At 71.9% G+C, this 13,688-nt stretch carries 13 protein-coding genes; 6 read left to right on the forward strand and 7 right to left on the reverse strand.

The features are described 5' to 3' along the window. Positions 1–122: 122 nt before the first annotated feature. Together EJ357_RS01640 and EJ357_RS01645 are read right to left on the reverse strand one after the other, a co-directional pair. On the reverse strand, positions 123–1,313 hold the full coding sequence (locus tag EJ357_RS01640; protein ID WP_126387886.1) for a sensor histidine kinase: 1,191 nt from the start codon (positions 1,311–1,313) through the stop codon (positions 123–125). After that, positions 1,294–1,947 (reverse strand): response regulator transcription factor, encoded by a 654-nt coding sequence (locus EJ357_RS01645; protein WP_126387887.1) that lies wholly within the window; start codon positions 1,945–1,947, stop codon positions 1,294–1,296. Before EJ357_RS01645 ends, EJ357_RS01640 begins: the two co-directional genes overlap by 20 nt. Before the next feature lie 148 nt (positions 1,948–2,095). Here EJ357_RS01645 and EJ357_RS01650 point away from each other — a divergent pair, with 148 nt between their 5' ends. From EJ357_RS01650 to EJ357_RS01665, 4 genes are read left to right on the forward strand one after another with little or no spacing between them, the layout of a single operon-like run. Beyond that, positions 2,096–2,629, forward strand: a complete 534-nt coding sequence (locus tag EJ357_RS01650; RefSeq protein WP_228472902.1) for a hypothetical protein — start codon at positions 2,096–2,098, stop codon at positions 2,627–2,629. Next, positions 2,626–3,918: a peptidoglycan-binding domain-containing protein gene (locus EJ357_RS01655; RefSeq protein ID WP_228472903.1), complete on the forward strand. Its 1,293-nt coding sequence runs from the start codon at positions 2,626–2,628 to the stop codon at positions 3,916–3,918. Before EJ357_RS01650 ends, EJ357_RS01655 begins: the two co-directional genes overlap by 4 nt. Further along, positions 3,915–4,652, forward strand: a complete 738-nt coding sequence (locus EJ357_RS01660; RefSeq protein ID WP_126387891.1) for an ABC transporter ATP-binding protein — start codon at positions 3,915–3,917, stop codon at positions 4,650–4,652. Before EJ357_RS01655 ends, EJ357_RS01660 begins: the two co-directional genes overlap by 4 nt. 47 nt (positions 4,653–4,699) lie before the next feature. Further along, on the forward strand, positions 4,700–5,872 hold the full coding sequence (locus EJ357_RS01665; RefSeq protein WP_126387893.1) for an ABC transporter permease: 1,173 nt from the start codon (positions 4,700–4,702) through the stop codon (positions 5,870–5,872). 117 nt (positions 5,873–5,989) lie between these two features. Here the strand turns inward: EJ357_RS01665 and EJ357_RS01670 are convergent, their stop codons facing one another. Both EJ357_RS01670 and EJ357_RS01675 read right to left on the reverse strand, forming a co-directional pair. Next, complete coding sequence (locus tag EJ357_RS01670; RefSeq protein ID WP_126387895.1) at positions 5,990–7,138, reverse strand: prephenate dehydrogenase; 1,149 nt, start codon at positions 7,136–7,138, stop codon at positions 5,990–5,992. Beyond that, positions 7,135–8,478 (reverse strand): aminotransferase-like domain-containing protein, encoded by a 1,344-nt coding sequence (locus EJ357_RS01675; RefSeq protein WP_126387897.1) that lies wholly within the window; start codon positions 8,476–8,478, stop codon positions 7,135–7,137. Before EJ357_RS01675 ends, EJ357_RS01670 begins: the two co-directional genes overlap by 4 nt. Positions 8,479–8,647: 169 nt before the next feature. Between EJ357_RS01675 and hppD the strand changes: the two genes are divergently transcribed. Further along, positions 8,648–9,745 (forward strand): 4-hydroxyphenylpyruvate dioxygenase, encoded by a 1,098-nt coding sequence (gene hppD, locus EJ357_RS01680; RefSeq protein WP_126387899.1) that lies wholly within the window; start codon positions 8,648–8,650, stop codon positions 9,743–9,745. Next, on the forward strand, positions 9,732–10,880 hold the full coding sequence (locus EJ357_RS01685; protein ID WP_175647267.1) for an alpha-hydroxy acid oxidase: 1,149 nt from the start codon (positions 9,732–9,734) through the stop codon (positions 10,878–10,880). The genes hppD and EJ357_RS01685 overlap by 14 nt, the downstream gene beginning before the upstream one ends. Positions 10,881–10,948: 68 nt before the next feature. Here EJ357_RS01685 and EJ357_RS01690 read toward each other — a convergent pair whose 3' ends face one another. The 3 genes from EJ357_RS01690 to EJ357_RS01700 are packed head-to-tail and all read right to left on the reverse strand — an operon-like array spanning position 10,949 to position 13,685. Beyond that, a complete protein-coding gene (locus tag EJ357_RS01690; RefSeq protein ID WP_126387901.1) occupies positions 10,949–11,161 on the reverse strand; it encodes a ferredoxin in 213 nt (70 codons plus the stop codon). A 25-nt stretch (positions 11,162–11,186) separates the two neighbouring features. After that, a complete protein-coding gene (locus EJ357_RS01695) occupies positions 11,187–12,479 on the reverse strand; it encodes a cytochrome P450 (protein ID WP_126387903.1) in 1,293 nt (430 codons plus the stop codon). Between the two features lie 12 nt (positions 12,480–12,491). Then, positions 12,492–13,685, reverse strand: a complete 1,194-nt coding sequence (locus EJ357_RS01700; RefSeq protein ID WP_126387905.1) for a cytochrome P450 — start codon at positions 13,683–13,685, stop codon at positions 12,492–12,494. Positions 13,686–13,688 lie beyond the last annotated feature (3 nt).

Below are 13,688 nucleotides of genomic sequence, written 5' to 3' on the forward strand. Positions count from 1 at the left end.
ACTCGGCCCCGGTGCCGGTCGTGGCCCAGCTCCGGGTAGCGGGGTCAAAGCCGTCCGGTTCATCCTGGGCGACTTGAGGCCGTTTGGGAGCTGTTCACCGGTGTCCTGGCACCCCTGGCGGGTCACGGCACGGCCACCCCGTGCAGCCCGGCCCTGGTGCGGGGGAAGGCGACGGTGATGTCGAGCCCGCCCTCCGGGCCTTGTTCGGTGACGATCCGGGCCCGGTGGGCGCTGGCGATGGCCGCGACGATCGACAGTCCGAGGCCGTGGCCGTCGGCGCGCGCGGAGCGGTGGCCCAGGCGTTGGAAGGGCTGGTACAGCGAGGGGATGGCCTCGCGGGGGACGACCGGTCCGCTGTTCACGACCCGAACCGTGGGCGCCCCGTCCTGGAGGCCGGTGGTGATCCGGATCCAGCCGCCGTGGGGGGTGTAGCGCTGGGCGTTGCCGACCAGGTTGGTCACCAGCCGTTCCACGAGGCTGGCGTTGCCCTCGGCCTCGGCGGCGGTGAGACCGACGTCCAGGGTGACGTCCTCGGGGCGGGTGGGCGCGAGGTTGTCGAGCACGTCGGTGACGACCTCGGCGAGGTCCAGCGGATCGGTCCGGAAGACGCCGCTCTGGCTGCTCGCCAGCGTCAACAGGGCCTCGATCAGCCGCTCCTGGTCCTCGCCGACGGCCAGGGCCCGCTCGCACACCGCCCGCAGGGTCTTCACGTCCGGGTCCGGTTTGCTGAGCGCGACCTCGATCACCGTACGTTGCAGGGTCAGCGGGGTGCGCAGCTCGTGCGAGGCGTTGGCGACGAAGCGTCTCTGTGCGTCGAACGCGGCGTCCAGGCGGGCGAGCAGGCCGTCGAAGGTGTCGCCGAGGTTCTTCAGCTCGTCGTCGGCGGGCCCGGGCATCGCGAGCCGCTCGTGCAGATTGTGCGCCGAGATGCGCCGGGCCCGTTCCGTCATCACGCGTACGGGCCGCAGCACCCGTCCGGCCACCAGCCAGCCCAGCCCACCGGAGACACCGGTCATGACGCCGAGCGCGATCCCGGACCGGGTGAGCAGCGTGCGCTGTGCCTCTTCGCGCTGGCGGTCGGCGACGTACGAGATCTGTGCCGAGATCTCCTGCACCGCCGGGTTGCGAGAGGCGTTCATGGTGGTGATCTTGGTGCCTTTGGAGGCAGGGCTCTGCAGGACCAGAAGGTAGGTGACGGCGAGCAGGGTGGCGCCCGAGACGAAGAACAGCGTCCCGTAGAGGAGAGTGAGCCGGAGCCGGGCCGACCAGCGGATGCGGAACCGGCCGGCCGGCTCAGATGCGGTAGCCGACATGCGGCACCGTCTCGATCACGGGCGGTTCGCCGAGCTTGCGGCGCAGCCGGCTGATGGTCACCTTCACGGTGTTGGTGAACGGGTCGGTGGCGTCGTCCCAGGCCCGCTCCAGCAGTTCCTCCGCGGACACCACCGCGCCCCGCGCGGCCAACAGCAGCTCCAGTACGGCCATCTCCTTCGGGGACAGGTCGAGTTGGCGTCCGCCGCGCCAGGCGGTGTGCTCGGCGGGTGACAGCGACAGATCGTCGTGGGTGAGCACGGGGGGCACGGCGGGGTGCGCGCGCCGGGCGAGGGCGCGGATCCGCGCGACCAGCTCGGCGAAGGCGAACGGCTTGGTCAGATAGTCGTCGGCCCCCAGGCTCAGTCCGTCGACCCGGTCGGCGATGGTGGCGGAGGCCGTGAGCATGAGGATGCGGGCCCGGCAGCCGTGCTTGATCAGCGCGCGGCAGACCTCGTCGCCGTGCATCAGCGGAAGGTCCCGGTCGAGCACGATCACGTGGTAGTCGTACACGGTGGCCTGCTCCAGCGCCTGCTGGCCGTCCAGTGCCAGGTCGATGGCCATGCCTTCCTGCCGCAGTCCGGCGGCGATCGTCTCGGCGAGCTCGAGGTGGTCGTCGACAATCAGCACTCTCATGCCGGTCAGGATGCCCTGGGACCCATAACAGGGGAATAACGCCTGGGGAGGGCGAAAGTGGTCGACGACGTTGTTCCCCGCGTGTAACCGCACCCGGCGTACAACTCCGTTCATGTTCTCAACACACCGTCGCGCCCGGATCGGGCGCGTGCTTCTTCCCGTATCCCTGCTGCTCACAGGCGCGCTGATCAGCGGCTGTTCCGGCGACTCCAGCGCGGCCTCCGACGCAGAGGCGACCTCGGACTCCTCCGGGTCGGCGAACAGCGCGTTCGACCAGGCCCTGGAATTCGCCGAGTGCATGCGCGCGGAGGGCGTCCCCGAATTCCCCGATCCCCAGCAGGCCGACGGCGGTATCCGCATGGACGCCGGCGGCGTCGACACCAATTCGGCCGAGTTCCAGGGCGCCATGGAGGCCTGCCGCGACAAGGCCCCGCAGGGCCAGGGCCAGGGCGGGGGCGGCGAGCCGCTCGATCCGACCAAGGTCGCCGCCTGGGCGGAGTGCATTCGCGAGAACGGCGTGCCGAAGTTCCCGGACCCCGAGATCAACGGCGGCCAGATGGCTCTCGACTTCGGCGGCGCCGGCCTCAGCATGGCCGACCCCGCCTTCCAGAAAGCCCGTTCCGCGTGCCAGGACAAGTGGCCCGGCGGCGGCATGATGATTCAGGGCGGCGGAGGCCAGTGACCACGCAGGACGAGACAGAACACCTACCGGCCGTCGTGGAACCCGGCGGGGCCCCGGCGGTCGCGAACGAGGCGGAGCGGACGCCGGCCGTCGCCGAGGAGGCTGCGCAGCCGGCGGTGGGCGAGGCGAGGGACCGGCGCAAGCGCCGCACCCGCCGTACGGCCTTCATCGTGGTGATCGCGACAGCCGTGGCCGCCGCCGCGGGAGTTGCCGCCACCGGCGCGTTCAGTGGTGACGACGCAGCCGCGTCACCGACCGCCCCCGACCGGCCGGTCGCGACGACGAAGGTCCAGCGGATCACGCTGACCAGTACCGAGACCGTGGACGGCACCCTGGGCCACGGCGAACCGACCGCCGTCACCGACGCCTCCGCGTCCGGGCAGAGCGGGCAGGGTGGCGGCAGCCAGGCCGGTGCCGACGGTGAGTTCATCACCTGGGTGCCCGGCGAGGGCGACACGCTCGAACGCGGCGACACCGTCTACCGGGTCAACGAGCGCAAGGTGCCCCTGCTGTACGGGTCCATCCCCTTCTACCGCACGCTGGAGCCCGGCATTGAGGGCGCCGACGTGCGGATGCTGGAGCGCAACCTCGCCGATCTGGGCTACGACGGCTTCGACGTGGACGACGAGTACACCTCCGGCACCGCCCAGGCGGTCGAGGAGTGGCAGGACGACCTGGGCGCCGAGGAGACCGGGACCGTACGGCCCGGGGACGCGGTGGTCGCGCCGGGGGCGCGTCGGGTCGCGGAGCTGAAGACCTCGCCCGGCGCGGTCGTCGGCGGCGAGGTGCTGACCTGGACGGGTACCGAGCGGATCGTCTCCATGGACCTGGACCCGCAGCACGAGGACCTGGTGAAGGAGGGTTCCAAGGCCACGGTCCGGCTTCCGGACGGCAGCACCGTGGTCGGCGAGGTCACCGACATCGGCACCGCGGGCAACGACACGGCCGGTTCCGGGGCCGGGGCCGGCGGCGAGGGCCAGGGCGCGGACGAGGCGACCCTTCCGGTCCAGCTGAAGATCAAGGACCAGAAGAAGCTGGGCCGCTATCAGGCCGCGTCCGTCGACGTGATCCTGGAAGCCGACAGCCGCCGGGACGTGCTCGCGGTGCCGGTCAACGCGCTGATGGCGCGGCCGGGCGGCGGCTACGCCCTGGAAGTCCCGACGGCCGGCGACGGCGGCGACAGCGGCAGCGAGCTGGTGCCGGTGGAGCTGGGGATGTTCGCGAACGGACTGGTCGAGGTGAAGGGCTCGGGCATCAAGGAGGGCATGAACGTGGGGGTGCCCAAGTGACGCCTCACGTGGTCGAGTTGACGGACGTCTCCCAGCAGTACGGGGAGGTCGTCGCGCTGGCCGGCGCGAATCTGGTGATCGGGCGCGGTGAACTGGTCGGGATCGTCGGTCCGTCCGGGTCCGGGAAGTCGACCATGCTCAACATCATGGGCACGCTGAGCCGCCCGACCTCCGGGCACGTCCGGGTCGACGGCCACGCGGTCGAGGAGCTCAGCGACCGCGAGTTGTCGGCGCTGCGGGCCGGCACGATCGGGTTCGTGTTCCAGCAGTTCCATCTCACCTCGGGCATCCCGGTGCTGGACAGCGTGGCCGACGGGCTGCTCTACAGCGGCACCCCGCGCACCAAGCGGCGCCGGCTCGCCGAGGCGGCGCTGCGCCGCGTGGGGCTCGGGCACCGGCTGTACCACGAGCCGCACCAGCTCTCCGGCGGCGAGAAGCAACGCGTCGCGATCGCCCGTGCGGTGCTGGGCGATCCCCCGCTGTTGCTGGCCGACGAGCCGACCGGCGCACTCGACTCCCGGTCCGGCGCGACCGTGCTGGAGCTGCTGCACGAGCTGAACGAGGCCGGCACCACGGTCGTCGTCATCACGCACGACCGGGACGTCGCCGCGTCCCTGCCGCGCGAGGTACGGCTCAAGGACGGGCGTATCGAGCATGACTCGGCCGCGGGCCGGGAGATGGCAGCCGCCGCGGGCCAGGAGATGGCTGCCGTCGCCTCCGGGGCGGAGCGGTGACGGGGCCCGGCCGGCGCGCGGCCGGCTCCCGGCCCCGTCCCGCCCGCATGAGCCCGGCCGACGTGCTGCGAGTGGGTGGCTACGGGCTGCGGGCCCGGCCCATGCGGGTGTTCCTGTCCGCGCTGGGCATCGCCATCGGTATCGCGGCGATGGTGGGCGTGGTGGGCATCTCCACGTCCAGCACCGAGGACCTGGACCGGCGGCTGAGCGCCCTGGGGACCAATCTGCTGTCCGTCACACCGGGGCCGTCGCTCAGCGGTGACGCCTCCCATCTGCCGAGCGAGTCGGTGGAGATGGTGGGCAACATCCCGGACGTGGAGTCGGTGACGGCGCTCGGCAAGGTCGACGCCAAGGTCTACCGCAACGACCACATCCCCGAGGCCGAGACCAGCGGTATCGCCGTCTACGCGGCGAAGACCAACCTGCCCGACACCACCGGGGCGAAGCTCACCGACGGCCGCTGGCTGAACGCGGCCAACGACCGCTATCCGTCCGTCGTGCTCGGCCCGCGCGCCGCCGAACAGCTGGGGGTGCACCGGGCCGGATCCGACGTCCAGGTGTGGCTCGGCGACCGCTGGTTCACCGTGATCGGACTGCTCGCGCCGAATGAACTGACCCCGGAGCTGGACACCCAGGCGCTGGTCGGCTGGCCCTACGCGGAGGAGAACCTCGGCTTCGACGGCTACCCGACGGTGATCCACGTACGCGCTGTGGAGGAGCACGTCTCCGAGGTGCAGGGCATCCTCGGGGCCACCGCCAACCCGGAGAAGCCCGACGAGGCGGCCGTCTCGCGGCCTTCCGACGCGCTCGCCGCGAAGGAGGCCACGGACGACACCCTGAGCGGGCTGCTCCTCGGGCTCGGCGCGGTGGCGCTGCTGGTCGGCGGGGTCGGGGTGGCCAACACCATGGTCATCTCCGTGCTGGAGCGCCGCTCCGAGATCGGTCTGCGCCGGTCACTGGGGGCCACGCGGGGCCAGATCCGCAATCAGTTCCTGTGCGAGTCGCAGCTGCTGTCCGCGCTCGGCGGTGTCGGCGGGGTGACCCTGGGGATCGCGGTGACCATCGGCTACGCCTCCTATCAGGGCTGGCCGTCGGTCGTCCCGGCCTGGGCCATGGCCGGAGGCATCGGCTCGACGCTGCTCATCGGCGCGCTGGCGGGCTTCTACCCGGCGGTGCGTGCGGCCCGGCTGCCTCCGACGGAGGCCCTGGCCACGCCCTGATCAGCGGTGCCCCTCGACATTCCCCCGCCAGGGGCACCGTGCCCGGTCCGGAAATGACCCGGACCCGTGCCCTTCCCGGCCACTGGGCCGGGAAGGGCACGGGCGTGTCGCATTGCGTCACACGGGAAGCCCGACCAGCGCGAGTTCGGTCTCGTCCCGTACGTCGGGGTGCTGTACGACGTCCCAGCCCGCCGAGGCCAGCTTCTCCGCCAGGGTGTCCGCCTCGTCCGCGGCGAGCTCGAACCGGATGACCAGCGGTCCGTCCGGGCCCTGCGGAAAGAGGGGCGCGGCGACGGTGTCGGGGCCGGCGCCGCTTGCGGCCGCGGTGTCGAGGAGCCGGGCGAGTTCGCCGGGGCGCTCGGCGATGGTGACGTCGACATGGGCGGTGTCGGCGGCGAGCGGGCCGGACGCCGGGGCGGGCAGCGCCTCCAGCGCGGCCACACCGCGTTCCAGCAGGCCGGTGAGGTTTTGCCGGCTCCGCGCCCGGTGCCGAGGATCCCGCAGCGACAACTCCCCCACCGCGGTGAGCAGTTCGGTGAGGTCGGTCTGCAGGGCGGTGAGGACGCCGGCGACCTCGGCGGCGTTGGTCTCGATGATGTCGGTCCACAGCCGGGCCTCGCCGCGGGCGATCCGGGTCGCGTCCCGGAACCCCTGGCCGACGAGGAGCGCGGTGACCGGAGACCGGCCGCCGAGCCGGGCCGCGATCAGGCTGGCCATGAGGTGCGGGGCATGGGAGGTGAGTGCCACGGTCTCGTCGTGGGCCCCGCTCTGCATGACCGTGGGCACGCCTCCGCACAGGGCGATCAGGTCCAGCGCCCGGTCGAAGGTGGGTTTGGAGGTGAGCCGGGAGGGTGTGAGCACCCAGACCCGGTCCTTGAAGAGGTCGGGGCGCGCGGCGAGCGGCCCGGAGCGCTCACGGCCGGCCAGCGGGTGGCCGCCGACGAAGTGCGTGGGCCGCGCGGCGCGGGCCAGTACCTCGCGCTCCGGGCCGGCCTTGACGCTGGCCACGTCCGTGTAGCTGTGTGCCAGGCCCCGCGCCTGCTGGTCCGAGAGCACGTCGGCGACCTTGCTCGGGGGTACGGCGAGCACCGCGAGGTCCACCGGCTCCTCGGGCGGCTTCGCGGTGCCCGCGCCGAGCAGTTCGGCGGTGCGGACCGCGGACGCGTCGGCGTCGAGGAGGTGCACGGTGACACCGCGCCGGGCGGCGGCGAGCGCCACCGAGGTACCGATCAGCCCGGTGCCGACGACGGCGAGGGTGCGGATCACGAGACCGCCCCGGTGGCGATGCCGGCGGTGGCGTCGGTCGCGGTGTTGCCGGGCAGGCGTGCGGAGATGGCGGCGGCGAGCCGGTCGAGCCCCTCCTCGATGCGCTCCGGGGTCAAGGTGCTGATCGACAGCCGCAGTTGGCGGGAGTCGGTTCCCGCCCCGAAGAAATGGTGCATGGGCGTGAACAGCACCCCGTGCTCGCGCGCCGCGTGCTCCAGGAAGGCGTCGTGCACGGTGAACGGCACGGTGACGACCACGAAGAACCCGCCGTCGGGTTCGTTCCAGCTCACGCCGTCGCAGTCCCGGAACCGCTTGGCGAGCCCTTCCAGCACCTGAGTCAGATTGCTCTGGTACACGGCGGTTTCCCTGGTGTTGGCGGCCACCAGGCTGAAGTCGTTGGCGATCAGCTTGCCGCCGATGACGGCCTGGGCGATCGGTGAGGTGTTCACCGTCAGCATGCTCTTGATCTTCGACAGCTCGTCGGCGAGCAGTCCGCCGCCCACCGGCTGGTCGGCGACGGCGAAGCCGACCCGCGCGCCCGCGACGCCGCTCTTGGCGAAGGAGCCGAGGTAGACGACCCGGCCGTCGGTGTCGAGGGACTTCAGCGTGGGCGGGCGTCGGTCCGGGGTGCGGTGGAAGAGTCCGTAGGGGTTGTCCTCCAGCAGCAGGAGGCGCTCCGACGCGGCGATCTCCAGCAGCCGGTGCCGGTCGGCGACGGTCATGCTGATGCCGACGGGGTTGGCGAAGTCCGGCGTGACGTAGCAGGCGCGCACGCGACGGCCGGCGTCGCGCGCGGCGCGCAGCAGGCTCACCAACTCCCCCAGGTCGAGCCCCTGTTCCCCGGAGGGCACCGGCAGCACCGGCAGATCGGTGAGCAGGGCGGCGCCGCTGAGACCGACGTAGGTGGGAGACGGGGCGAGCAGCGCGTCGCGGTCATCGGCGCGCAGGGCGCGCAGCACCAGGAACAACGCCTCCTGGAAGCCGACCGTGACGACGACGGAGCGTGGGTCGGCGTCGATGCCCTCGTCGACCGCGAGGTTGCGGGCGATCAGCTCGGCGATGACGCCCTTGGTGTCGCCGTATTGGAGGAGGGTGCGGGAGACCTGCTGTTCCGTCATTCCCCGCTCGCTGCGCAGATAGCCCGTGAACACCTTCAGGTATTCATGGATCTGATCCGTGTCGAAGAATCCCTCGTAGGGCCGTCCGGCCGCGAACGACACTGCCTCGGGATAGGTCCCGGCAATATTGTTCAGCAGATTCATCGACTCCATGGACGCAGCGGTGAGCGAGGCGTGCAGCGGCTCCGAACTCAATTCCGCGAGATTTTCCCGGATCTGCATGGGGGCAGTATCACGCACCGCGTCAACTGCGACAACGCCGCTTCTTTGACACCCGTGAGACGTCCCTGACCAGCACCTTCCGGTGTCCGCCTTTGACAAGTGCGGCATTCACCAATCGAGTTGTACCGTGGCGCCGCAAATCCGATCCTTCTTCGACTCAGGGACCGTCATGAATGATCGAGCGAGCGCCCATCAGCCCATCAGTCACTACACGATCGACTACGTCGAGTTGTACGTAAAGGACCTGGAGACGGCGGCCCGCGGCTGGCAGGAAACATACGGCTTTTCAGTGGCCGGGGAGAGCACTTCCGCCGATCATCACGGCGTCGCGCTCCGGCACGGCGGGATCACCCTTGTCCTGACGACCCCGCTGAGCGACCGGCACCCCGCGTCCGCGTATCTCCCGGCCCACGGCGACGGAGTCGCCGACATCGCGCTGCGCACCCGGGACGCGGGTGCCGCGTTCGCCGCCGCCGAGGCCGCGGGGGCCCGTGCGCTGCGCAAGCCGGAGCGGCACTCCGGGGACGGGCCGCGCGCGAGCGCGCTCATCGGCGGCTTCGGGGACGTCGTCCACACGCTGGTGGAGCGCGAGCCCGGGGCGCCGGGCGGGCTGCCGGCCGGCTTCACGCCCGTCGCCGGTGAACAGCCGTCCTGGTCCGAGGAGGTGGGGCTGCTGGACATCGACCACTTCGCGGTCTGCCTGCCCGCGGGGGATCTCGACACGACCGTGCGGTTCTACCGCAACGCCCTCGGCTTCAACGAGATCTTCGAGGAGCGGATCGTCGTCGGCGCGCAGGCGATGGAGTCGAAGGTGGTCCAGAGCCCGAACGGCGCGGTGACCCTCACCCTCATCGAGCCCGACACCAAGGCGGAGCCGGGACAGATCGACGACTTCCTGAAGAACCACGACGGGGCCGGCATCCAGCACATCGCCTTCTCCAGCGACGACGCCGTCCGCTCGGTCCGCGCGCTGCGCGAGCGCGGGGTCCGCTTCCTGAAGACGCCGGACGCCTACTACGACCTGCTCGACGGCCGTATCGAGCCGGAGACGCACTCCATCGACACGCTGCGCGAGACGCAGCTGCTCGCGGACGAGGACCACGGCGGTCAGCTGTTCCAGATATTCACCGCCTCCACGCACCCCAAGCGCACGCTGTTCTTCGAGATCATCGAGCGGCAGGGCGCGGGCACGTTCGGCAGCGCCAACATCAAGGCGCTGTACGAGGCGGTGGAGCTGGAGAAGGCCGGGCAGCATGGCCTTCGGTGACTTGGACGGGCACGCGGCGGCGGGCCCGCTCGACATGGACGACGTCGAGCGGGCCGCCGCCATGGCCCTGCCGCCCGAGGTGTGGGACTTCATCGCCGGGGGCAGCGGCCGGGAGCTGTCGCTCGCGGCCAACCGGGCGGCGTTCGACGGTGTCTTCGTGCGCCCTCGGATCCTCAACGACGTTTCCGCGTGCGGTACGGAGGCGACCTTGCTCGGGCGGGCGGCGCGGATGCCGGTGGCGATCGGGCCGGTGGCGTACCACCGACTGGTGTGTCCCGAGGGTGAGTTGGCGACCGCACGGGCCGCGAAGGCGGCGGGTGTGCCGTTCACCGTGGCGACGCTGAGCAGTGTCCCGGTGGAGGAGGTCACGGCGGTCGGCGGCTCGGTGTGGTTCCAGCTGTACTGGCTGCGTGACACCGGGCGGACGCTGGATCTGGTCCGCAGGGCGCAGGACGCCGGCTGCGAGGCGATCGTGCTCACCGTCGACGTGCCGTGGATGGGCCGCCGACTGCGGGACGTCCGCAACGGGTTCGCGCTGCCGGACGACGTGCGCGCGGTGCACCTGGGTGCCGGGCCCTCTACGGCGCACCGCCGCGGCGACGGCGCTTCGGCGGTGGCCGTGCACACGGCGGAGACCTTCTCCCGCTCCCTGACCTGGGCGTCCGTGGAGCGGCTGCGCGAGTCCACGCGGCTGCCTGTCGTGCTCAAGGGCGTGCTGGCCCCCGAGGACGCGCGGCGCGCGGTGGAGCACGGCGTCGACGCCCTGGTGGTCTCCAACCACGGTGGCCGCCAACTCGACGGCGCAATGACCGCCGTGGCCGCGCTGCCCGACGTGGTCGACGCCGTCGGCGGCGCCTGCGAGATCCTCCTGGACGGCGGTGTGCGCAGCGGCACGGACGTCCTCAAGGCCCTCGCGCTCGGTGCGTCGGGCGTCCTGGTGGGCCGCGCGCCGATCTGGGGCCTGGCGGCCGGCGGCGAGGACGGGGTCCGGCAGGTGCTGGAGCTCCTGCACGGGGAACTGACGGACGCGCTGGGGCTGGCGGGGTGCGTGGGGGTCGCCGACGCGCGACGGCTGGAGACGCTGGTGACTTCGGTCGGCGGGAGCGTGCGCGACTCCGGCGGGCGGAGCGTGTAGCGCGGGGCGGAAATGGAAGCGAGGGGGCCGGGTGACCCGGCCCCCTCGCTTCCATTTCCGCCCCGCGGTCAGGCCCCGCCCGCCTGTTCCTGGTCGTGGACCGTGATGGCGTGCCCCGGGCAGCGCCAGACGACCGACCGCACGGCCGCGGCCAACTCCGCGGCCGGTGCGGCGTTGTCGACGACGCCCATGCCCTCGTCGTCCTGGTCGAAGACCTGGGGCGCGAACATCGCGCAGACGCCGCCGCTCACACACTTGTCGCGGTCGATCCGGATCTCCATCGCTCTGCCGTCTCCTTTCCGCCGGTCACCAGACGACCGGCAGCCGGTGCACTCCATGAGCCAGCGCGCGGTTGTAGAAGCGCACCTCCTCGGCGGGCACGGCGAGCCGCAGCTCCGGGAAGCGCCGCCACAACGCCTGGTAGGCGATGCGCAGTTCGGTGCGGGCCAGCGCGGCGCCCAGGCAGTGGTGGACGCCGTGTCCGAAGGCGACGTGCGCGACGGGCTCGCGGCCGAGGTCGAGGCGGTCGGGTCCGTCGGTGAGGCCCGGGTCGCGGTTGGCCATGGTGAGCGAGCAGATGACGGTCTCGCCCGACTTGATCAGGTGGTCGCCGATCCGCACGTCGTTCACGGCGGTGCGCGGGGTGGGCGCGTTGGCCACCGACATGTAGCGGATCAGCTCGTCCAGGGCGCGGTCGGAGGCGAGCCGGCCGCCGTCGCCCCGGCCCGGCCCCCTGTCCGACCCCGAGCCGCTGCCCGCACCAGAGGCCCTGCCCCGGCCGTCGCGTTCGCCGAGCAGCAGCGGCAGCTGGTCCGGGTGCTCCAGCATCGCCAGGACACCGAGGCCGATCATGCCCTCGATGTTGTCGATGCCGGCGAGGATCAGCAGGACGCACACGCCGCGCATCTCGTCGTCGGTGAAGTTCTCGCCGTGCTCGCGCACCAGCGCGCCGATGAACCCGTCGTCGGGGTCCTTGCGCTGCCGGGCCACCATCGAGACGAGATAGCGGGAGAACGCGGCGCCGTCGGCCGCCCGCACCTTGCGGCTACGGGAGAAGTCCAGGTGCCGGTGGCAGTGACGCAGGAACTCGGGCCGGTCGTCGCGCGGCACGCCGATCAGCTCGCACAGCACCTCGCCCGGCACGGGCTGGGCGAACAGCGGCATCAGATCGGCACCCGGTCCGGCGGCCTCGACGCTGTCCAGGTACTCCTCGACGATCGCCTCGATGTCCGGCTCCAGCCGGCGCAGCCGCCGTACCGTGAACTCGGGGGTGAGCATCTGACGCAGGCGGGTGTGCTCCGGCGGGTCGTAGTCCATCAGATGGCCCACCAGCTCCGGCGGGCGCCAGTCGGGTCCTTCGGCGCCCCACCGGCGGCGGGTGCTGAAGTTGGTGTGGTCGCCGAGGATCTGGCGCACCTCGGTGTAGCCGGTGGCCAGCCAGACCCATTCGTCGGACTCGTTGGGGCCGATGACGTACCTGCTCAGGGGCTCCGCGGCCCGCAGGTCCTCGGCCGGGTCGAACCGGGTGCGCCGGGTGTAGAGCAGTTCGGGGTACGCCTGCTGGGCCCGCGGGGCCTGCGGCTGGGTTTGCTGCGGCATGGGCGTGTCCTCCTACCAGGCCACCGGCAGCGCGTCCACGGAGTACACCCGCGAGGACGGCGTCCGGAACCGGATCTGCTCGTGCGGGACGGCGAGCCGCAGCTGCGGGAAGCGACGCCACAACGCCAGGTAGGCGATGCGCAGTTGCATCCGGGCCAGCGGGGCGCCGAGACAGTGGTGAACGCCGTGCCCGAACGCCATGTGCGGGGCGGGCTCACGGGTGATGTCGAACCCGTCCTCGGGATCGCCGCCGGGGGTCGCGATCCGGTTCACCGCGAAGGCGGAGCAGATGATCCGCTCCCCCTTCGGCACCACGTGCCCGCCGAGCGGCACGTCCTCGAGCGCGGTGCGCGGCGAGAGGGTCGGGATCACCGTGACGTAGCGCAGCAGTTCCTCCACCGCACGGTCGACCAGCTCGGGGTTCTCCTTCAACTTGGCGAGCTGGTCGGGGTGTTCGAGCAGCAGGAGGGTTCCGAGCCCCAGCATGCTGGCGACGTTCTCGATGCCGGCGGAGGTCAGTGACGCGGCCAGGCCCTCCAGTTCATCGTCCGTGATCTCCTCGCCGTACTCACGCACCAGCATGCCCAGCAGTTCCTCGCCGGGGTCCCGGCGCTGCCGTGCGGTGAGCTGCTGGAAGTAGGCGCGGAAGGCCCGGCCGGCCGCCATCTGGCGGGTCCGGCCGCGGCCGTCGTCGCGGGAGATGTCGAGATGACGGGACAGCTCCGCGCGGTCGTCGCGGGGCACGCCCAGCAGTTCGCAGGCGGTCTGGCCCGGTATCTGCCAGGCGAAGTGGTGCATCAGGTCGGCGGGCGCCCCGGCCTGCTCCATCGCGTCGAGGCACTCCTCGACGACGGCCTCGATACGCGGCTGGAGGCGTTGCAGGCGCCGCATGGTGAACTCGGGGTTGAGCATCCTGCGCAGCCGGGTGTGCTCCGGCGGGTCGTAGTGCAGAAGGTTGCCGATGTTCTGCAGCCGGCGGGACTGGGCCTCGGTGTCGGCGGGCGGCAGCATGGTGAACCGGTGCTGGTCACTGAGTACCTCGCGGGACTCCTCGCTGCCGGTGACCAGCCAGCCCACGACCTGGCTGGAGGGCCCACCGTGCAGTTCGGTGCGCAGCACCGGGCACTCGGTGCGCAGCCCGACCAGCTCCGGGACGGGGTCGAACCGGTCCCGGAGCTGGTACACGGGTATGTCACGGGACGCCATGTC

This window comes from Streptomyces cyaneochromogenes (genome assembly GCF_003963535.1).
GTDB classification, from domain to species: domain Bacteria; phylum Actinomycetota; class Actinomycetes; order Streptomycetales; family Streptomycetaceae; genus Streptomyces; species Streptomyces shaanxiensis.